Origin of the sequence: Paenibacillus baekrokdamisoli, from assembly GCF_003945345.1 — a bacterium.
Lineage (GTDB): Bacteria > Bacillota > Bacilli > Paenibacillales > Paenibacillaceae > Paenibacillus_Z > Paenibacillus_Z baekrokdamisoli.
This window is the reverse complement of the sequence record NZ_AP019308.1, coordinates 2,868,618-2,888,024: the sequence shown is the minus strand read 5'-3', so window position 1 is coordinate 2,888,024 and position 19,407 is coordinate 2,868,618. Positions and strand designations below refer to the sequence as shown.

Sequence of the window (19,407 nt, the reverse complement as noted above, 5' to 3'; positions counted from 1 at the left end):
AGGGAAAACCATGCGTCGTCAATCTTTGAAAATGGCTGTAGTCGGAGGAGCGGTTGCGCTAGTTGTACTATTTGGAATTGATATGGCAACAAGTGGTATAGAACGAGTGAACGGTCCAATCGATCAGACAGGGGCACTTTCGGTTAATCCAACAAATTTATATGAGCAGCCCGTTACTTCGTATGAATCACCCACATCCTCCACTCGTACGGAGGATAATCTTAATGTTGATCGAGAGCTTCCGGCAAATCAAGGAACAAACGCAACTAGAGCTCAGCGCGTTGTCGATGCGCAGCATGGGAGAAAAACACAGGATCCACCGAAGCTTCAAACGGACCAGAATCTGCAAACAGATTCTTATGGAAGACTTCCCGGCGTTCCTGATCTGCGCACGGATTCATCTGTCAATCAACTGGCCGATGGGACGGCCGACGTGCTTCAATCCATCTCAAGTAAAGGCATTCGTTTCATCGTTTCTTTTTTTGAATCCGTTACGGATTGATGGCTACCCCTCGAACTGTTATAATAAAAAGAATGGTTAGCTATTTAGGCAATTCTGGGGGTTAGGCATGGCGGACGTACGTGACCGACAAAAGAAAATTAGAAATTTCTCAATCATTGCCCATATCGATCATGGCAAATCAACATTAGCGGACCGGATATTGGAATTTACCGGAGCGCTCTCCTCGCGTGAGATGCAGGAGCAAGTACTGGATCAGATGGATTTGGAGCGGGAACGCGGCATTACGATCAAGCTGCAGGCCGTTCGTCTTGGTTATAAAGCCGATGACGGTGAAGAGTACATTTTGAACTTAATTGATACGCCAGGACACGTCGACTTTACATACGAAGTTTCGCGCAGTCTTGCGGCATGTGAAGGTGCGCTGCTCGTTGTTGATGCTGCGCAGGGGATTGAAGCTCAGACGCTCGCCAATGTTTACTTGGCACTTGATAACAATTTGGAGATTATACCCGTTATTAACAAGATTGATCTGCCAAGTGCAGAACCAGAGCGGGTTAAGCAAGAAATTGAGGATGTAATCGGACTTGATGCGAGCGATGCAGTGTTGGCTTCAGCCAAGGCAGGAATCGGTATCAAGGAGATTTTGGAGCAAGTGGTGGCGAAAGTACCAGCTCCAACCGGGAATCCGGACAATCCTCTTAAAGCACTTATCTTCGATTCGCATTATGATCCCTACAAGGGCGTAATTGTCTATGTACGCGTCATTGATGGCAGCATTAAGGCAGGCAATAAGATTCGTTTCATGGCGACGGCTGCTGAGTTCGAAGTCATCGAGGTTGGTGCTTTCATGCCGCGCATGGGCATTGTTGACGAGCTCGCAGTTGGAGACGTTGGTTTTGTTGTCGCAGGCATTAAGAATGTTAAAGATACGCGCGTCGGGGATACCATTACGGACGCGAAGAAGCCAGCTCTTGAGGCTTTGCCTGGTTATCGTAAAATCAATCCGATGGTATTCTGCGGATTGTATCCGATTGAAACACAGGATTACAACGACCTTCGTGATGCGCTTGAGAAGCTGGAGCTCAATGATGCTTCCCTTCGTTATGAAGCGGAGTCATCCACAGCACTAGGATTTGGTTATCGCTGTGGCTTCCTTGGCCTTCTTCACATGGAGATTATTCAAGAACGGATTGAACGGGAATTCAACATTCCGCTCATTACGACCGCACCAAGCGTTGTCTATCACGTCACGTTAACGAACGGTGAAGTTCTCACAATCGATAACCCGTCCAACTATCCAGAGGCCGGCAAGCTTGATTTTGTTGAAGAGCCTTTCGTTAAAGCCGCGATAATCGTTCCGAACGACTATGTTGGTGCTATCATGGAGCTTTGCCAAGGCAAGCGCGGTGATTTCATCAACATGGAATATCTGGACTTGAATCGCGTAACACTTACGTATGATCTGCCGCTGTCTGAGATCGTTTATGATTTCTTTGATCAGCTGAAGTCGAGCACGAAGGGTTATGCTTCGTTCGATTATGAGCTGTCTGGTTATCGTAAGTCGAGCCTAGTGAAGATGGATATCATGCTTAATAATGAACAGGTCGATGCATTATCAGTTATTGTTCACCGCGATCGTGCTTACAACCGCGGACGTATCATCTGTGAGAAATTGAAGGAGCTTATACCTAGACAAATGTTCGAGGTGCCGATTCAAGCTTCAATTGGCAATAAGGTCATTTCCAGGGAAACGGTTAAAGCAATGCGCAAAAACGTTCTTGCCAAATGCTACGGCGGTGACATTAGCCGGAAGCGGAAGCTGCTTGATAAGCAGAAGGAAGGTAAGAAGCGGATGAAGCAGGTCGGCAGTGTTGAGGTGCCGCAAGAGGCGTTCATGGCGGTATTGCGAATAGACGAGGATTAAACGACTTTGGAGGGGAGCCGCGAGCTCCCTTTCTTTTATTACAAATAGATGTTTACTTAATGAAAGCAATGACAAGCTTCCTTTTTTGAAGGGATGTCTTGTCTTGGAGGTGACTGATTACATGCTTATGCATGCGCCGCGAGCGCTTTATATTCATATTCCATTCTGCACGAACAAATGTCATTATTGCGACTTTACATCTTATGTGCTCAAAGGACAGCCAGTTGACGAGTATCTGGATGCGCTTGAACGTGAGATGGCTATGACTGTAGAACAAATTCCGCCAGAGGAAATCCGTACTGTATTTGTCGGAGGCGGTACACCAACGGTACTGAATCCCGCACAAATGGAGCGATTCCTAAGCTCGGTGAAGAAGTATTTTCCCATTCATCCGGATGCAGAATTCACAATGGAAGCCAATCCAGGCACGACGGATCTCGATAAACTGAAGGCTATGAAGGCTGGAGGCGTGAACCGAATTAGCTTTGGTGTCCAGTCATTCGACAATGTGCTCCTTGCCCGTATCGGTCGTATTCATAATGTTGAGGATGTTTATCGAAGCATCGAGAATGCTCGCCTAGCAGGCTTTACTAATCTTTCTATTGATCTTATGTTTGGTTTGCCAGGGCAAACAGTCGAGCTGCTCTCCGATAGCGTCAATCGTGCTTTGGAGCTGGATCTGCCGCATTACTCGCTATATGGCTTGAAGGTGGAAGAGAATACGCTGTTTCATGCGCTTTATGAGCGTAATGAGCTCCCGCTTCCTCCGGAAGAGGATGAGCTGGCCATGTATATGCTGCTGATCGATAAATTAAAGGCAGCTGGGCGTGATCACTATGAGATTAGTAATTTTGCAAAGCCAGGCTTCGAGAGTCGGCATAATACGACCTACTGGCGTAATGAGCCTTATTACGGTCTTGGTGCAGGTGCGCATGGTTATGCGAAAGGTCAGCGGCATATCAATATAAAAGGGGTTCAGCCTTTTATAGATGCAAGCTTAACTCGCCTGCCACGACTGGAAACGAATGAAGTGCCGGAAGAAGAGGCGATGGAAGACTTTATGATGGTCGGTCTTCGGATGCTGGATGGGGTCAGTTGTGCCAGCTTTGAGCAGCAGTTTGAAGGTCGCACACTTGAAGAGGTATTTGATCTTCCTTTGCGTCGTATGTTAGATAACGGTCTTCTGGAGCCGATCGAGCATGCTGATGGAGGGAGAGGATACCGTCTATCCGAGAAAGGTATTCCGCTCGGGAATGAGGTTTTTGGAGCCTTTATTGGGAATTAATGAGGATTGGATAGAAAACGAGGTCTTGGGTGCTAGCATCCCAAGACCTCGTATTTTATTACAACATAAGAAAGTATAGGTTATCTCCATACGTTATTCCTTTATCGTAGGTGCATCGTTCAGCTTGTTTGCGTTGAAGGAGGCTGACCCGCCTTTTGGAATGCTAAGTGGCTGCCATTGTGTGGCTAAATAGGCTTTGGCAATGTAGACGATCTGGCCAACATGATAGCCATAGTGAGAAATTTGACGGTGGATGGCTTGGACGACCGTGTGTGCTTCGCCGCGTATACGAACGGTTGCTAACATATCCTCTGGCTCGAGGCCTCTAAGTGTCCCTAGCAGGACGGCCCAGCCGGCTTCCCAACGCTGAAGCCATTCATCCCGATTAATAGTTCCTAATTCAAACTCTGAATCGCGATTGCGCGTTTCTTTTTCACCATCTGTTGTGAGAAAGTCTGTCCAGCGTGAGATCATATTGCCCGACATATGGTTAATAAGAATTGCGATACTATTGGATTCTGGCTCTGGCGACCATAGAAATCCTTCTTCGGGAAGCGACTTCATCGCTTTGTCCCCCAGAGATTTCATACTCAGAAAATCTTGAATAGATACCGTTAATAGATGCTCAGCCAGCAATACATCCACTCTCCTTTGAAGGTAAATAGAAATTAACTTTATTATAACGTTATCGCGAGCAGAGCCTGAACTAAATTTGAAATCACCCTGATAAATTATACTTGTGGAAACATGCATCGTGTTGTATATTTATACATGTTAATTATTTTTTGAAAATGAATGTAATTATAGAGCTGGCTTGGAGGCGATTGCAATGGAAGCGGTATGCAGAAAGGCGACCGACGAAGATGTAGAGACATTAGAACAGTTAATAGCTGGTTATGCCGAGAAAGGTATTATGCTACCGCGATCTCGCGAGACGTTGAAACGGCAGATTGATACATTTGTTGTAGCTGAGGTGCAAGGTGAAGTCGTAGGATGCGGCTCTTTATGCAAGCTTGGCAGTGATTTGGTTGAGATCCGTTCGCTCGGAATCTCTGAGGGATATAAAGGACTTGGGATCGGGAGTAAACTAGTGGATCAACTGATCTTCGAAGCGAAGGAACAGAATATCCCGAAAATTATGGCACTCACGTATGAGGTATCCTTTTTCAAGAAGAATGGATTCTACATTGTAGATAAAGAAATTTTCCCCGAGAAAGTATGGACAGATTGCATCAATTGCCCCAAACAGCAATGCTGCGATGAAATAGCTGTACTTAAAATGCTAAACTGACTTGACGCCAAGTTGGTTTGGTATTTTTTAGGAAAATGATTAACCACGGGTTTCAAGGGTTTTATAAAGGGAAAGAATAATGATAGAACGAGATTCAAATTCATCAGACCACTTAATCGTTAGGGCATTAGCTGACTAATGGGAGATGGTCTTTTTGTTGTTGAAAGTTGCTATTAACGCTAAATTTAGAAGATTTAGCGAGGAGATAATTGGTTCGAAAAATAATCCTACCTACAAATGGCGTGTAAATCAGCGTAGACGTACTCTACTTTAGAGACTACATTATGGTCGTATTGATGCGCTCGTAGCTCAGCATTCTTTAATGACTAGCCACTCAATATGGGTGGCTTTCTTATTATATGGATCCGTTTATGGAGTCATTTGGATTTAGTCGTTCTTATACAGATTCAAATTTACTTAAAACAGGTGGTCGTATTTCCTACTCGAATGAACAAACGGGTGATCATGTCATTTTCAAACACTCGTTACTATTTGTGAATTTTGAATTGAAGCATAAAGGGCAGTTAGATGATTTGAAATCATTAGCATTAAAAAATTCTGCTCAACACTAAAACTAGTGGTTGATGACGAAGGTAATCAGATGTTGAGCGGACAGGAGAGCTCTTATTTCAGTCCAATCGCTGCATTAGGTAGAATAAAGGACAGAGAAGCCGCTATTCTCCAGCAAATCAACTGAAATCAGCTAGATTTCAGTTGATAGCGGAACCTGTGTCCGCTGAATTTGTTTGGAATCGTGTTTCGATCTGAATAGCGGTTCCACAGTCCGCTCAGCAAGATTAACGGGAGAAATGAAACCACTCAGCCCAAAATCGATAGAATGAAATGGAGGCTTTCCTCTTATTTCTAATTGGACGTCTGAATCGCTGTTAGAGGGGTTTACAAATATACAAGAGTTTATTACAAAAATTCAAGAGTGTAAGATGGTTATTGAAGATGTTTTGAAATCATGAATGATTCTTCTCAGATAGGAGCCAAGACGCTTAATGGAACAACGAGGGATGTCTAATGAGAGCAGCGGATAAAAATATTCACTTCTTCCGTGAGAAAGTATGGACAGTTTGCTATAATTGCCCCAAACAGCCCTGCTGCGATGAAATAGATGAGCATAAAATGCTGAACTGACTTGACAATTGGCAAGTTGGTTTGGTATTTTTGTATTAATGATTAGCACTCGACCACAATGAGTGCTAACGATTCTCGGATGAGTGAATTCCGGAACGTCTTTATCGAGCTTTTGAGGCAAATTAGACTTTTGCTTTCGGAGTAAATAATTTCGAAACGAAGTTGATGCTTACGAGCAGGTTTTCTTCGAAAATGCTTAGGAGGGATTGCGATGTTAACAGATCGGCAACGTATGATACTTAACGCTATCATTGATGATTACATCCGCTCAGCTGAGCCCATTGGTTCGCGCAGTATTTCAAAGCGCGGAGATGTCGCTTTTAGTCCGGCGACGATTCGCAATGAAATGGCCGATCTTGAAGAGCTCGGATTTCTGGAGCAGCCGCATACGTCAGCAGGTCGCATCCCTTCCATTAAAGGCTACCGTTATTATGTTGATCATCTGGTGAGACTTGGGGAAGTTAATGAACAGGATCTTAATACCGTGCGATCCTTTTTCGCAGAAAAAATGATTCAAACGGAACAAATCATCCAGCATGCTGCGATGATTCTCTCTAACCTAACTAATTATACGTCTATTGTTCTCGGACCAGAGACCTTCACGACTTCGCTGAAGCACTTTCAGCTTGTACCGATCAGCTCGGATACGGCTGTTGCCATCGTCGTGACGAACACGGGACATGTTGAGAATCGGACGGTCGCCATTCCTCCTGATATGAGTATGGCGGAGATGGAGCAAGCCGTTCAGATTTTGAACAAGAAGCTCATTGGTGTGCCTCTTGTACGATTGAAATCGAAGCTTTATTCCGAGGTTGGTCAAGAGCTTGGACGTTATGTTGACGGCTGTGAACAGCTGCTTGGTGTATTAGATGAAGCGCTCAAGAGCGAGGATGATAGTCGCGTTTTCTTAAGCGGAACTACGAATATGCTTACGCAGCCTGAATTCAAGGACGTTGACAAGGTAAAGACTTTACTCGATCTGCTCGATGAAACGCCAACACTGATGCGAATGTTCACGGCTTTGCCAAGCGGCATTCAAGTTCGAATTGGCACTGAAAATGCACATGAAGCGATTAACAATTGCAGCTTAATTACCGCAACCTACTCGGTTGATGGGCAGTCGCTAGGAACCATTGGCATACTGGGTCCGACTCGTATGGATTATGGAAAGGTAATCAGCTTGCTCGATGTATTGTCTAAGGATATGGCAGTACTGCTGGGCCGCTGGAATAAATGAAGGAGGTGCAGTGATCCGTGAGTGTGAATGAACAACATACTGATGAAGAACATAAACATGATGACAACGGCGCTTCTCATGAACAAGAGGATGTACAGGTACAGGAAGAAACAGCTGATTCAACTTCCGCATTCACTGAAAGTTCTGAGGATGCACGACTGGATGAATTAGCGAAGCAAGCGGATGAGAATCACCAGCGCTTTTTACGTGTACAGGCGGACTTTGATAATTTCCGCAGACGTACATTGAAGGAAAAAGAAGAGCTTGGACAATATGCTTCCATGAAGCTGATTGGGCAGCTGCTGCCCGTTGTTGATAACTTTGGCCGTGCCATCGAAGCTGCGAAGAGCGGTGGGGATGTGGAATCCTTTGCAAAAGGGGTTGATATGATCTTCCGTCAACTCGAGCAAGTCCTTGAGCAAGAAGGTCTGAAGGCGATGGAGACCGTAGGTGTTCCGTTCAATCCTGACATTCATCAAGCGATTATGCAGGTGGAATCCGAAGAACATGAAGAAGGCATCGTCGTTGAAGAGGTGCAAAAAGGTTATATGCTGAAGGATAAAGTGCTGCGTCCCGCAATGGTTAAAGTTAGCGGTTAAACGTTCAGCTATCTATACAAACCAATAGAAGCTTATGCTTTCGAAGCGAGTTATCGCTTGATAATGCCGATGTCTTGCATTATTGAGCAGAGCCGCGCAAAAACATTGAGGAGGAAATTAATCATGAGTAAAGTAATTGGTATCGACTTAGGAACAACGAATTCATGTGTAGCAGTAATGGAAGGCGGCGAAGCTGTCGTCATCCCCAATCCAGAAGGTAACCGTACAACCCCGTCCGTTGTAGGCTTTAAGAAAGACGGAGAGCGCATTGTCGGCGAAGCGGCTAAACGCCAAGCCATCACGAATCCGGATCGCACCATTAGCTCGATCAAACGTCATATTGGTACGAACCACAAAGAAGTGATTGATGGCAAAGATTATTCATCACAAGAAATTTCCGCAATCATTTTGCAAAAACTTAAATCAGATGCAGAAGCATACTTGGGTCAAACGGTTACACAAGCGGTAATTACTGTTCCTGCGTATTTCAATGACAGCCAACGTCAAGCAACTAAAGATGCTGGTAAAATTGCTGGTCTTGAAGTTCTTCGTATCATCAACGAGCCGACAGCTGCAGCACTTGCTTACGGTATGGAAAAAACTGAGGATCATACGATTCTTGTTTATGACCTTGGTGGCGGTACGTTCGACGTATCCATCCTTGAGCTTGGCGATGGCTTCTTCGAAGTAAAAGCAACAAGCGGTGACAACCGTCTTGGTGGTGACGACTTTGACCAAGTCGTTATCGATTACTTGGTAGCTGAATTCAAGAAAGAGCAAGGCGTAGACCTTTCCAAAGATAAAGCAGCTGTTCAACGTCTGAAAGACGCGGCTGAGAAAGCGAAGAAGGAGCTCTCCGGCGTTCTGACTTCGACGATCTCACTTCCGTTTATTACAATGGTTGACGGCGTGCCACAGCATTTGGAGCTTAGCTTAACTCGTGCTAAATTTGATGAGCTGACTGCACCTCTTGTTGAGCGTACTTTGGGCCCAACTCGTCAAGCTTTAAAAGATGCAGGTATGTCTGCAAGTGACATCGATCGTGTCGTTCTTGTTGGTGGATCAACACGTATCCCAGCTGTACAGGAAGCAGTTAAGAAATTGATCGGCAAAGAGCCGCATAAAGGCGTTAACCCTGATGAAGTTGTAGCACTTGGTGCAGCTGTTCAAGCGGGCGTTCTGACTGGCGATGTTAAAGACGTGGTATTGCTGGACGTAACACCATTGTCTCTGGGTATTGAAACAGCAGGCGGCGTATTCACCAAAATGATCGATCGTAACACAACGATCCCAACAAGCAAATCACAAGTGTACTCGACTTATGCAGACAACCAGCCAAGCGTAGAAATTCACGTTCTGCAAGGTGAGCGTCAAATGGCAGCTGGCAACAAAACGCTTGGACGTTTCACTCTTGGTGATATTCCACTCGCACCGCGCGGCGTACCGCAAATCGAAGTTACTTTTGACATTGATGCGAACGGTATCGTTAACGTATCCGCTCTAGATAAAGGTACAGGCAAGAGCCAAAAAATCACCATCACTTCTTCAAGCGGCTTGTCCGAAGAGGAAATCGAGCGTATGATGAAGGATGCTGAGCTTAACGCTGAGGAAGATCGTAAGCGCCGTGAACTAGTTGAAGCGAAGAACAGCGCTGACCAACTAATCTACTCCGTTGATAAAACGATTAAAGATCTTGGCGATAAAGTAGATGCAGGTGAGATTGAAAAAGCGAACGAAGCCAAAGAGAAAGTGAAAACGGCACTCGAGAGCGACAATCTTGAAGAAATCACGGCTGCAACTGAAGCATTGACGGAGATCGTTCAGCAGCTGTCTGTTAAATTGTATGAGCAAGCTGCTCAAGCAGGTCAAGGAACAGATGGTTCTGATGATGACGGCAGCAATACAAGAAGCAAAGACAATGTTGTCGATGCTGACTATGAGGTTGTTGATGACAAGAAATAAAGCTTATCACGCGTAAACGGTGCGCCGTCCGAAAATCCGGATGGCGCAGCCGTTTTTCGTGTGTCTATGGTTAAAAAGCATTAAGCAATAGGAGACGGGGTGACGGACTTGGCAAATAAGCGGGATTATTACGAGGTTCTCGGCGTTGGGAAAGACGCTTCCGAGGACGAAATAAAGAAGGCTTACCGAAAGATGGCTCGCCAATACCATCCGGATGTGAACAAAGCGGCGGATGCGGAAGATAAGTTCAAAGAGATGAAGGAAGCTTATGATGTACTGAGTGATGACGGTAAACGGGCAACCTACGATCAACACGGTCATGTGGATCCGAACCAAGGCTTCGGCGGCGGTGGGTTCGGCGATGCAGGCGGCGGCTTTGGCGATATCTTTGATATGTTTTTCGGCGGTGGCGGCGGTGGCCGGAGAGATCCAAACGCCCCTCAGCGCGGCAATGACTTGCAGTATACGATGACGATTGAGTTTAAAGAAGCGGTGTTCGGTAAAGAAACCGAAATTACTATTCCACGCACGGAAACCTGTGACACTTGTACGGGTTCTGGAGCGAAAGCAGGGACGAAGCCTGAGGCCTGCTCGGTTTGTAAAGGCTCTGGTCAACAGGAAGTTGTACAGAATACACCGTTTGGCCGTATGGTCAATCGTCGTGCATGTACGAACTGCGGCGGCAGTGGTCGTATTATCAAAGAGAAATGCACAACCTGTCATGGGGCGGGCAAAGTAAAACGTCAACGCAAAATCAATGTTCGTATCCCTGCGGGCGTAGATGATGGCGCACAAATCCGTTTAACTGGTGAAGGCGAAGGCGGTCTCAGAGGCGGTCCTTCAGGGGACTTATACATTGTTATTCGCGTCAAAGCGCATGAATTCTTCGAGCGTGAGAACGATGATATCTATTGTGAGGTACCTCTTACTTTTGTTCAGGCGGCGCTTGGAGATGAGATTGAAATTCCGACGCTAAGTGAGAAAGTGAAGCTGAAAATTCCAGCAGGTACACAAACCGGAACTTTCTTCCGTTTGAAAGGAAAAGGTGTTCCGCGTCTTCGCGGCTATGGCCAAGGTGATCAGCATGTTAAAGTAACCATTGTGACACCGACTAGTCTGACCGATGAACAGAAGGATTTGCTTCGTCAGTTTGCGGGCGGCAGCACAAGCGGTGATGCTGAGTCAACGAGTCAAGAGCATCATGAGTCCATTTTTGATAAAATGAAGAAGGCATTCCGCGGCGACTAATCGTTAACCTAGAATGATGAGCATAGAATTTCGTCTAATCGTCTATCCTAACCTTGGTGCTTGAGCATAAAGTGATTCAGGTGAAGGAGGATCAGACATGAACGATAAGAGCTTAGAGAAGGAAAATTTCGGCCGTTTACCAATCAGTAAGAACGAGGATGTCGAATTCTCAGAAGATCTAGCAGACGAGAACGATATTAAGGCACAACAGCGCGCAGCCGAAGCAGATAAACGCGCGGAACGTTCAAAGGGGAGCGATGATAATCGATGACTTCAACGATACATGCGGTATATCCTGATGGTTCCGGCGTCCGTGAAGCGTCGCTCAAGCTGCAGGCGCTTCGTGCTCAGCTAGTTGAGGATGGATCAGACGGCTCTTCGCTAACAGCAACGATTGGCGATGAGTTTGTGGACCTTGCTCTCCATGTGATTAAGGAAACGGGCGGAATAACAGCTTCTTGATGGCTTGCGGGTTATCATTATTTGGCTGGCTGCTCATACAAGGCTGAATGTCGGTGGTCGGATTATCTGACTGCTGACATTCAGTTTTTTTGCGTTTATGGGAAGAATTAAATGGGGCTGTTAGGATCACTTTTTGTGCGTACGCTCCACTTGGTGTAAAATAGATGACATATGGTTTGCCTAGCAATAATAGGTAAGTACTGCATAGGGGGATTTTAACTGTGAAATGGACAGAGTTAACGATATCGACAACGGAAGAATCAATTGAAATGATTTCGAATTTTTTGCATGAAATGGGCGCTGGCGGCGTATCCATTGAAGAATCAGGTACACTCAATAAAGAACGTGATACCTCACTCGGGCAATGGTACGAGCTCCCGCTTAATGATATTCCAGAAGGTAAGGCTGTTATTAAAGGTTATTTTACCGAGGATATAGACATTGAGTCGGTTGTTTCTGATCTGCGGCCGCGTATTGACGAGCTCGGTGAGTTTGACATCGATACAGGTGACTATGCAATCTCTCATATCATCGTTGATGAAGAGGACTGGGCGAATGCGTGGAAGCAGTATTTCAAACCGATTCGGGTATCGGATCGACTGACCATTAAGCCGACTTGGGAAGATTACACGGCCTCTGAGGGCGAGCAAATCATTGAACTTGATCCAGGAATGGCTTTTGGTACAGGTACGCACCCGACTACTGCATTATGCTTGCGTACGTTGGAGTCCGTTATTCGCGGTGGTGAGGAAGTTATTGATGTTGGGACGGGTTCCGGTATTCTTGCAATCGGAGCGATGCGTTTAGGTGCTAAAAGTGTCCTTGCTCTTGATCTAGATCCAATCGCCGTTACAGCGGCAGGCGAGAATTCCCGTTTGAACGGTTTGGAAGGGGATATCCAGGTTCAGCTAAGCGATTTGCTTGGTGTCCTGCAAAGCAACAGCTCTGAAGGCTCATCTTCGCAAGCCATCAACATAACCGTACCGGTTGATCTTGTTGTTGCAAATATTTTAGCGGAAATCATCCTCCTGTTCGTCGATGATGTATATGCGGCTGTTAAGCCAGGCGGTATCTACATCGCGTCGGGTATCTACAAGAATAAAGAAGAGGATGTAGCGGTGGGCCTTGAGGCATCAGGTTTCGTTATCATTGATCGTCAGCGTGATCAGGATTGGATCGCGTTTGTGGCAAAGAAACCAGAATAGAGCGCGGTAAGCTCAGGTGTAAGTATTTGTAAGTTTTGATCTTATTAAGGTGTAAGTGTTTTGAATGTTTTGATCTTACTAAGGTGTAGGTTTTGAGCGTTTGAGCGACTTTGGTGCGAAGCACCACGAGAGCACAAACGCCAAAACCGGAACATGGAGGGCAAAAAAGTGGCCGATTTTCTTTGGTATCCGCTTCAAGATTTACCTTTTATATTTCTAGTGCTTATTATTGCTTTTACTGTGCATGAATTTGCTCACGCGTTCAGTGCCTATAAGTTCGGCGATCGTACAGCATATGACGCTGGGCGAGTGACGCTGAATCCTCGTGTGCATTTGGATGTGTTAGGAACGATTCTTCTTCTTGTTGTTGGTTTTGGATGGGCGAAGCCGGTACCGGTTAATCGCGGACGGTTCAAATATCCGCGGTTGATGGGAATCGTCGTATCAGCAGTAGGTCCGCTTAGCAATCTATTGATTGCGATTCTGGGGATATTGGCCGTTTATATTGTCAATCAAACCGGATATATCGATTCGGCCTCTCATGGGGTTCAACAAGCGATTGGCCACTTTTCCTATTACCTCATTTTTTTGAATTTGTTGCTGTTCCTGTTTAATCTAATCCCTATCCCACCTCTGGATGGATATCGAATTATTCAAGATTTAGTACCTCTGAAGGTACGATTGAAGATGGATCAACATGTACAATGGGGTATGATTATTTTCTTGTTAATTGTCTTTATTCCTGCACTTAGGCAGCACACATTAGATCCTCTTTTTGCTTATCGATATGATATTTTTATTTACTTTGCTAGGAAATTCGAGCTCATTTTCAATGCTGTAAATTGGGGTAAGCTCTGGGTCGATTTTTAACATTGTTCTAACGGTTCTAGTCACTGGAAAATGTTTAAAGATGTGGCGAAGCAGATTCAAAACGTGTATGATGAAGGTTAGAGTTTTTTTGGTTAGAGTTCGTAAAGTTCTATATTTGACAACGAAGGGTATACTGCCATGCAACGATATTTTGTAACGCCGGAGCAGCTTGGTGAGAGCCAGGTCGTATTAACCGGTGATGATGCCCATCACATTGGACGCGTTATGCGGATGGAAGCTGGGGATACGATTATCATCAGTGATGGTAAGGAACGTGTGGCCGAAGCGATTATTAGCAGCGTTGCAGTTGGAAGAGTCGAAGCGGATATTTCAGCTTGGCTGCCGATTGATAGTGAGCCGCGATGGTCCGTAACGGTAGCACAAAGCTTGCCAAAAGGCGATAAAATGGAGCTTGTTATCCAAAAAGGTACGGAAATTGGTGCAGCGTCCTTCATCCCTTTTCAATCGGAGCGGATGATTGTGCAGTACGATGACAAGAAGGAAGCGAAGCGGCTAGAACGCTGGAGCAAAATCGCTAAGGAAGCAGCGGAGCAAGCTCACCGCAGCCGAATTCCCGCGGTGGAGTCCGTGATGACGTGGCGTAAGCTGATTGCTGCACTTGCAGCATATGATTTGGCATTGTTTTGTTATGAGAAGGAAGGCGGAATTGGCGGAGCAGGTTTACGTGATGCTGTTCGAGCTTATCGAGAAAATCAAGGCAAGAGTGAGGCTGAGCAGCTCAAGGTGCTGCTTATTGTAGGGCCAGAGGGTGGCTTCACTGAACGTGAAGCTGCGGAAGCGGAAGCAGCTGGTGCTATTATCGTCGGACTCGGCAAGCGTATATTGCGCACGGAGACGGCGGCGATGGTTGGACTCGCCTGCCTCATGTATGAATCTGGAGAAATGGGAGGCGTTTAACGACTATGCCGTCGGTAGCGTTTTATACACTAGGTTGTAAGGTTAATTTCTATGATACTGAGGCTGTTTGGCAGCTTTTCAAAAAAGAAGGATATGAGCAGGTCGACTTTGAAACGACAACAGCTGATGTCTATCTCATCAATACATGTACGGTAACGAATACGGGCGACAAAAAGAGTCGTCAAATTATTCGCCGTGCCATTAGACGTAACCCGGATGCAATCATAGCAGTAACAGGCTGTTATGCGCAGACGACACCAGCAGAAATCATGGCTATTGAAGGCGTCGATCTCGTTATCGGAACGCAGGATCGGGACAAGCTGATGGATTACATCCGCGATATTCAGGTCGATCGGAAGCCGGTTAATGCGGTACGCAACATTATGAAGACTCGCGAGTTCGAGGAACTGGACGTTCCTGATTTTGCCGATCGTACTCGTGCATTTCTCAAGATTCAAGAGGGTTGTAACAATTTCTGTACCTTCTGTATCATTCCTTGGTCTCGTGGACTATCTCGCAGTCGGGAAGCAGAAAGTGTTCTGAATCAAGCGCGTCAGCTGGTTGCAGCTGGCTATAAGGAAATCGTCCTGACAGGCATTCATACGGGCGGCTATGGCGATGATATGGAGAACTATCGCTTGACGGATTTACTTTGGGACTTGGATAAAGTGGAAGGTCTTGAGCGTATTCGCATCAGTTCTATCGAAGCAAGTCAAATTGATGATGCCATGATTGACGTTCTGAACCGTTCAGCCAAAATGTGCCGTCATTTGCACATTCCACTGCAAGCTGGGGATAATAGCATTCTGACGCGTATGCGTCGTAAGTATACCGTTGAACAATTTGCTGAGAAAATTAAGCTTCTTCACCTTGCTATGCCTGGTGTTGCGATTACGACCGATGTTATCGTCGGCTTTCCTGGAGAGACTGACGAAATGTTCGAGAATGGTTATCGCGTGATGCAAGAGCTTGCTTTTGCCGAAATGCATGTCTTCCCTTATTCGAAGCGAACCGGCACACCGGCTGCTCGTATGGAAGAACAGATTGATGATGAAGTGAAGAATGCACGTGTTCATAAGCTGATTGACTTGTCCGAGCGTATGCAGCTTGAATATGGCAGGAAATTCGTCGGTGAAGTCGTAGATGTGATTCCTGAGCGGGATTACAAAGGCGCACCGGGGACTGGGCGTGTTATGGGATACTCCGATAACTATCTTCAGGTTGTATTCGAAGGCTCGGACTCGCTTGTTGGTCAGCTATGCCGCGTTAAAATAACCGAAGCAGGTGTCAATGAATGCTTCGGTCAGCTGGTTCGTGTACTTGATGCAGAAGCATCCGCTGCGCGTGGTGGAGAAACGAAGCCATTAGCAGTACGTCAGGTGCTGCAAGCGAACTAGTCATTGCCGCAATACCTGAGAAGGAAGTCTTTCCACTACTGGATACCTAATATGTAATCCAAGGATTCTTGTCCTCCCTAACCGGGCTGGAAGGGAGTCCTTGCTCTACATTGGCATAGAACCTAGCATGAAGGGGCCCTTGCTAGGGGATAATGCATGGGCTATGGGAATGGATCGCGAAGGGGGAACTCAAGATGAAAGAAATTTCAGCAGGAGGCGTCGTGTTCCGAAAAGTGAACGATGCTTTGCAAATTCAATTGATTCAGGATCGCTATGGGAAAATCTCATTGCCAAAAGGTAAAATGGAGCCCGGTGAAACGATTGAACAAACGGCTCTCCGTGAGATTGTAGAAGAGACTGGGATGGAGGGCGTCATTATAGCGCCTATCGATCAGATCAAATACAAATATAATCACGAAACAAAAGGCACTGTCGACAAGGAAGTGCATTATTATTTAGTGGAAGCCGTTGGCGGCAAGCTGCAAGCGCAGGTAGAGGAAATTCGCGGTGTGGAGTGGTTTGAGCCTTCCGAGGCATGGAGGCGGCAAAAGCAGTCCGGCTATAATAATAACGACCGTATTCTGGGCGGTGCGCTGCGCTTACTTGGGTTAGAGGTTAATGGCTAACACTTACGAGCGGGATGCTCGCACACGGTGCGAACAAATAGATATGCCCCGCAGGTATAGGAGTCATCCATTTGGAGATAGTTTTCTCAGACTGGGATGATAACAAAGCGGCAGGGCGATTAGAGAACTTAATACATTGAATAACGTTTGCGCATGGGCGATCTGTCCGGAAGGCGAGGCTGTGATCCAGGTCATTACGATTTGGATTTCCGTAACAAAGGGAGCAAAGAGCAGCGCGCCGCCGACATTCAGTACAACATGGGACCAAGCGACGAAACGACCGGGTCTTGTCCCGCCAATTGATGCAAGGATCGCAGTAATGCAGGTTCCAACGTTGGCACCGAGGACAATGGCAATCCCGATTTCAACAGGCATAGCGCCTACTGAAGCAAGTCCCATTATTATGCCGATAACCGCTGCACTGCTGTGAACGGCTGCGGACAGGATGATTCCTGCGGCTAGCCCCCAAACAACGCTATCTTCGGCTCGATTGAGGAATAGGCTGAAGAGGCCGCTGGATTGTATAGCAGGTGCAACCGACTGCATGAGACCGATGCCAATAATTAATAGTGCGAATCCGCCAATAATGACAGCTCCATTACGCAATGGGTGAAGCCAATTCGTGGCGAATGATTGAAGTCGCGACTTTCCAGCAAGTCCCATTTCGCCAATGAGTGCGGTGAGCAGCCAGAGCGCAAGAGAGCACTCCAGCAGGGGCCAAGCGATTCGATTCAAATTTAGTCCGATCAGCTCGGTCGTTAAGCATGTTCCGATATTCGTGCCCAATATAATGCCAAGTGTACGAGGAAACGTAAGTAGACCTGCGTTCACAAGGCCTATCGACATCACCGTGACGGCTGTGCTGCTCTGCAGTACAGCCGTTGCTGCTGTACCGACAACAAGTCCGTGGATAGGCGTAGAGGTTGTTTTTTGCAGCACATGATGAAGATGATGCCCGACTGATCGATGGAGGGCAAGCTCCATGGCTTTCATACCGAATAAAAAGACAGTGAAACCAATCAGCATGGGAATAATAATGGCATGGATCATCCTTATTTTTCCTTTCCATTTCGGAATCATATGTAATCAGGAATAAAATTGGTGAAGCAACCAATCCAGCTCTTCGTAACCCAATATATGTGAGAATCAGGACAAGCATGACAAGCTTCTATAAGGATGGATCTAAGAAGGGTGGAAGTAATTATGGAACGCGCGAAAGCGGTATTACAACGAGATCGAAAAAAAAGGTTGGAGCTTGGACATCCGTGGGTGTTTGCAGGTGAAATCAATCGAATCGATGGGGAAGCAAATGCGGGGGATTTGGTTGATCTGGTCAGTTATCAAGGCCGTTATTTGGCAACGGGATACTGGAATCCCAAATCTCAGATAACCGTTCGGGTTATTTCGTATAAACCTTTAGAAGCTATGGATCAGGCTTTCTTCCGTGAACGGTTCGAGCAATGTGCGCAGCATCGCAGTCGGTTTGTAGATGGACGTGATTGTCGACTCGTTTATGGTGAAGCTGATTTTCTCCCTGGTCTAATCGTTGACCGTTTCGGAGAAGTATTGGTAGTTCAACTGCTTACGCTTGGGATGGACATTCACCGGGAAGCGATTATTAGTGCTCTAGTTGAAGTATTCTCGCCACAAGGTATTTATGAGCGCAGCGATGTGTCGGTTAGACTGCTGGAAGGTCTTGAAGAACGGAAAGGCTTGCTCTATGGAGAATGTCCTCGTATTGTCGAAATTGTAGAGAATGGCCTGCATATGGAAGTAGATATTGTTGAAGGGCAAAAGACCGGCTATTTCTTTGATCAACGGGAGAATCGGGCTTCCATCGCACCGCTTATGAAGGGCTGGGGTGTGCGCAGCGGCATACGTTTAGAGGCACGCAATTTAGATGACATGAAGGCCGATTCTGCAGCTAGTGATGATACTGGAGCCATTGCGGAGCTTGCGCAAACGGAGCTGGTTCCGGTTAATGCCAATGGTAAAGTAGTTACTTTCCCTTACTGGGACGGTGCTACAGTGCTTGAATGCTTCGCTCATACGGGCAGCTTCACGCTGCATGCCTGCAAATACGGAGCGAAAAAGGTGACCTGCTTAGACGTGTCTGCCCATGCTATTGAGACAGCGGAGCGCAATGTTGCTCGCAATGGCTTCACGGATCGAGTAGAGTTTGTCGTTGCAGATGCCTTTGAATATTTGCGCAGTCAGGTTAAAGGCATCGAAGAGCGGATGGAACGGGGAAAAATAAGCAGCGGAAATGCCCCAGGAAAAGGGAAAACAGATACCTCCAAGCCAATAAGTACCGAAGCAGGTCGCAAATGGGATGTTGTCATTCTGGACCCGCCAGCCTTTGCCAAGAACAAAAATGCAATTGAAGGCGCGGTTCGCGGGTACAAAGATATCAATCTTCACGGGATGAAGCTCGTGAACGAAGGCGGCTACCTCGTTACGGCAAGCTGCTCCTATCATATGAGGCCTGAGTTATTTCTAGAGACGATTCAAGCCGCTGCCGTAGATGCGGGTAAGGTAGTGCGCTTGATCGAATGGCGCGCTGCAGGCAAGGATCATCCGCAAATTTTAGGCGTCAATGAAGGACACTATTTGAAATTCGGCATATTCGAGGTACGCAGTCGGTAGCTTTCCGGCATCAATCTCGGAATCTCAGAATCGAAGAAGAGGAATGAATAGGCTTCCCAGCTCTTATTTTAGAGAAGGGGGAGCCTTTTTCTATGTGAACAAGGCAGCTTTCCTTATGTGGAGCTAAACCG

The 19,407-nt window shown here is 46.4% G+C and carries 19 protein-coding genes; 17 read left to right on the top strand and 2 right to left on the bottom strand.

The genetic code is table 11. The features are described 5' to 3' along the window. Positions 1-10: 10 nt before the first annotated feature. From EKN16_RS13115 to hemW, 3 genes are all read left to right on the top strand, one after another. Positions 11-502: a hypothetical protein gene (locus EKN16_RS13115; RefSeq protein WP_125657651.1), complete on the top strand. Its 492-nt coding sequence runs from the start codon at positions 11-13 to the stop codon at positions 500-502. 67 nt (positions 503-569) lie between these two features. Further along, positions 570-2,387 carry a translation elongation factor 4 gene (gene lepA, locus EKN16_RS13110; RefSeq protein ID WP_125657648.1) on the top strand — a complete coding sequence of 606 codons (1,818 nt, stop codon included), beginning with the start codon at positions 570-572 and terminating at the stop codon, positions 2,385-2,387. Between the two features lie 121 nt (positions 2,388-2,508). Next, positions 2,509-3,672, top strand: coding sequence for a radical SAM family heme chaperone HemW (gene hemW, locus EKN16_RS13105; protein WP_125657645.1), 1,164 nt, complete (start codon positions 2,509-2,511; stop codon positions 3,670-3,672). Between the two features lie 93 nt (positions 3,673-3,765). Here the strand turns inward: hemW and EKN16_RS13100 are convergent, their stop codons facing one another. After that, the gene (locus EKN16_RS13100) at positions 3,766-4,308 is read right to left on the bottom strand and encodes a DUF1572 family protein (RefSeq protein ID WP_232016393.1); all 543 of its coding nucleotides are present in this window, start codon (positions 4,306-4,308) and stop codon (positions 3,766-3,768) included. A 193-nt stretch (positions 4,309-4,501) separates the two neighbouring features. Between EKN16_RS13100 and EKN16_RS13095 the strand changes: the two genes are divergently transcribed. The 13 genes from EKN16_RS13095 (at position 4,502) to EKN16_RS13035 (ending at position 16,630) form a co-directional block, all read left to right on the top strand. Beyond that, the gene (locus EKN16_RS13095; protein ID WP_179955621.1) at positions 4,502-4,963 is read left to right on the top strand and encodes an N-acetyltransferase; all 462 of its coding nucleotides are present in this window, start codon (positions 4,502-4,504) and stop codon (positions 4,961-4,963) included. A 359-nt stretch (positions 4,964-5,322) separates the two neighbouring features. After that, the gene (locus tag EKN16_RS13090) at positions 5,323-5,535 is read left to right on the top strand and encodes a hypothetical protein (RefSeq protein ID WP_125657636.1); all 213 of its coding nucleotides are present in this window, start codon (positions 5,323-5,325) and stop codon (positions 5,533-5,535) included. A 782-nt stretch (positions 5,536-6,317) separates the two neighbouring features. Then, positions 6,318-7,343, top strand: coding sequence for a heat-inducible transcriptional repressor HrcA (hrcA, locus tag EKN16_RS13085; RefSeq protein ID WP_125657633.1), 1,026 nt, complete (start codon positions 6,318-6,320; stop codon positions 7,341-7,343). A gap of 23 nt (positions 7,344-7,366) precedes the next feature. Then, on the top strand, positions 7,367-7,942 hold the full coding sequence (gene grpE / locus EKN16_RS13080) for a nucleotide exchange factor GrpE (protein ID WP_375782065.1): 576 nt from the start codon (positions 7,367-7,369) through the stop codon (positions 7,940-7,942). A 123-nt stretch (positions 7,943-8,065) separates the two neighbouring features. Further along, positions 8,066-9,904: a molecular chaperone DnaK gene (gene dnaK / locus EKN16_RS13075; RefSeq protein ID WP_125657627.1), complete on the top strand. Its 1,839-nt coding sequence runs from the start codon at positions 8,066-8,068 to the stop codon at positions 9,902-9,904. Between the two features lie 108 nt (positions 9,905-10,012). Then, positions 10,013-11,152: a molecular chaperone DnaJ gene (dnaJ, locus tag EKN16_RS13070; RefSeq protein WP_125666209.1), complete on the top strand. Its 1,140-nt coding sequence runs from the start codon at positions 10,013-10,015 to the stop codon at positions 11,150-11,152. Positions 11,153-11,249: 97 nt separating this feature from the next. Next, on the top strand, positions 11,250-11,423 hold the full coding sequence (locus EKN16_RS13065) for a YfhD family protein (protein ID WP_125657624.1): 174 nt from the start codon (positions 11,250-11,252) through the stop codon (positions 11,421-11,423). After that, entirely contained in the window at positions 11,420-11,614 is a 195-nt protein-coding gene (locus tag EKN16_RS13060; protein WP_125657621.1) for a hypothetical protein, read from the top strand. Before EKN16_RS13065 ends, EKN16_RS13060 begins: the two co-directional genes overlap by 4 nt. 221 nt (positions 11,615-11,835) lie before the next feature. After that, positions 11,836-12,819 (top strand): 50S ribosomal protein L11 methyltransferase, encoded by a 984-nt coding sequence (prmA, locus tag EKN16_RS13055; RefSeq protein ID WP_125657618.1) that lies wholly within the window; start codon positions 11,836-11,838, stop codon positions 12,817-12,819. 153 nt (positions 12,820-12,972) lie between these two features. Further along, positions 12,973-13,689 (top strand): site-2 protease family protein, encoded by a 717-nt coding sequence (locus EKN16_RS13050; protein ID WP_125657615.1) that lies wholly within the window; start codon positions 12,973-12,975, stop codon positions 13,687-13,689. 138 nt (positions 13,690-13,827) lie between these two features. Then, positions 13,828-14,607 carry an RsmE family RNA methyltransferase gene (locus EKN16_RS13045; RefSeq protein WP_125657612.1) on the top strand — a complete coding sequence of 260 codons (780 nt, stop codon included), beginning with the start codon at positions 13,828-13,830 and terminating at the stop codon, positions 14,605-14,607. 5 nt (positions 14,608-14,612) lie between these two features. Beyond that, positions 14,613-16,004, top strand: coding sequence for a tRNA (N(6)-L-threonylcarbamoyladenosine(37)-C(2))-methylthiotransferase MtaB (mtaB, locus tag EKN16_RS13040; protein WP_125657609.1), 1,392 nt, complete (start codon positions 14,613-14,615; stop codon positions 16,002-16,004). Positions 16,005-16,198: 194 nt separating this feature from the next. After that, positions 16,199-16,630 (top strand): NUDIX hydrolase, encoded by a 432-nt coding sequence (locus tag EKN16_RS13035; RefSeq protein WP_125657606.1) that lies wholly within the window; start codon positions 16,199-16,201, stop codon positions 16,628-16,630. A 63-nt stretch (positions 16,631-16,693) separates the two neighbouring features. Here EKN16_RS13035 and EKN16_RS13030 read toward each other — a convergent pair whose 3' ends face one another. After that, entirely contained in the window at positions 16,694-17,710 is a 1,017-nt protein-coding gene (locus EKN16_RS13030) for a Na/Pi cotransporter family protein (protein WP_232016391.1), read from the bottom strand. A gap of 123 nt (positions 17,711-17,833) precedes the next feature. Here EKN16_RS13030 and EKN16_RS13025 point away from each other — a divergent pair, with 123 nt between their 5' ends. Beyond that, positions 17,834-19,276: a class I SAM-dependent rRNA methyltransferase gene (locus tag EKN16_RS13025; protein ID WP_125657603.1), complete on the top strand. Its 1,443-nt coding sequence runs from the start codon at positions 17,834-17,836 to the stop codon at positions 19,274-19,276. The last annotated feature ends 131 nt before the right edge of the window (positions 19,277-19,407 follow it).

Bases quoted from the DNA above. Each gene is read 5' to 3' on its own strand.
- EKN16_RS13115 (WP_125657651.1), top strand. From the start codon at position 11: ATGCGTCGTCAATCTTTGAAAATGGCTGTAGTCGGAGGAGCGGTTGCG.
- lepA (WP_125657648.1), top strand. From the start codon at position 570: ATGGCGGACGTACGTGACCGACAAAAGAAAATTAGAAATTTCTCAATC.
- hemW (WP_125657645.1), top strand. From the start codon at position 2,509: ATGCTTATGCATGCGCCGCGAGCGCTTTATATTCATATTCCATTCTGC.
- EKN16_RS13095 (WP_179955621.1), top strand. From the start codon at position 4,502: ATGGAAGCGGTATGCAGAAAGGCGACCGACGAAGATGTAGAGACATTA.
- EKN16_RS13090 (WP_125657636.1), top strand. From the start codon at position 5,323: ATGGATCCGTTTATGGAGTCATTTGGATTTAGTCGTTCTTATACAGAT.
- hrcA (WP_125657633.1), top strand. From the start codon at position 6,318: ATGTTAACAGATCGGCAACGTATGATACTTAACGCTATCATTGATGAT.
- dnaK (WP_125657627.1), top strand. From the start codon at position 8,066: ATGAGTAAAGTAATTGGTATCGACTTAGGAACAACGAATTCATGTGTA.
- EKN16_RS13065 (WP_125657624.1), top strand. From the start codon at position 11,250: ATGAACGATAAGAGCTTAGAGAAGGAAAATTTCGGCCGTTTACCAATC.
- EKN16_RS13060 (WP_125657621.1), top strand. From the start codon at position 11,420: ATGACTTCAACGATACATGCGGTATATCCTGATGGTTCCGGCGTCCGT.
- EKN16_RS13050 (WP_125657615.1), top strand. From the start codon at position 12,973: ATGGAGGGCAAAAAAGTGGCCGATTTTCTTTGGTATCCGCTTCAAGAT.
- EKN16_RS13045 (WP_125657612.1), top strand. From the start codon at position 13,828: ATGCAACGATATTTTGTAACGCCGGAGCAGCTTGGTGAGAGCCAGGTC.
- mtaB (WP_125657609.1), top strand. From the start codon at position 14,613: ATGCCGTCGGTAGCGTTTTATACACTAGGTTGTAAGGTTAATTTCTAT.
- EKN16_RS13035 (WP_125657606.1), top strand. From the start codon at position 16,199: ATGAAAGAAATTTCAGCAGGAGGCGTCGTGTTCCGAAAAGTGAACGAT.
- EKN16_RS13030 (WP_232016391.1), bottom strand. From the start codon at position 17,710: ATGATTCCGAAATGGAAAGGAAAAATAAGGATGATCCATGCCATTATT.
- EKN16_RS13025 (WP_125657603.1), top strand. From the start codon at position 17,834: ATGGAACGCGCGAAAGCGGTATTACAACGAGATCGAAAAAAAAGGTTG.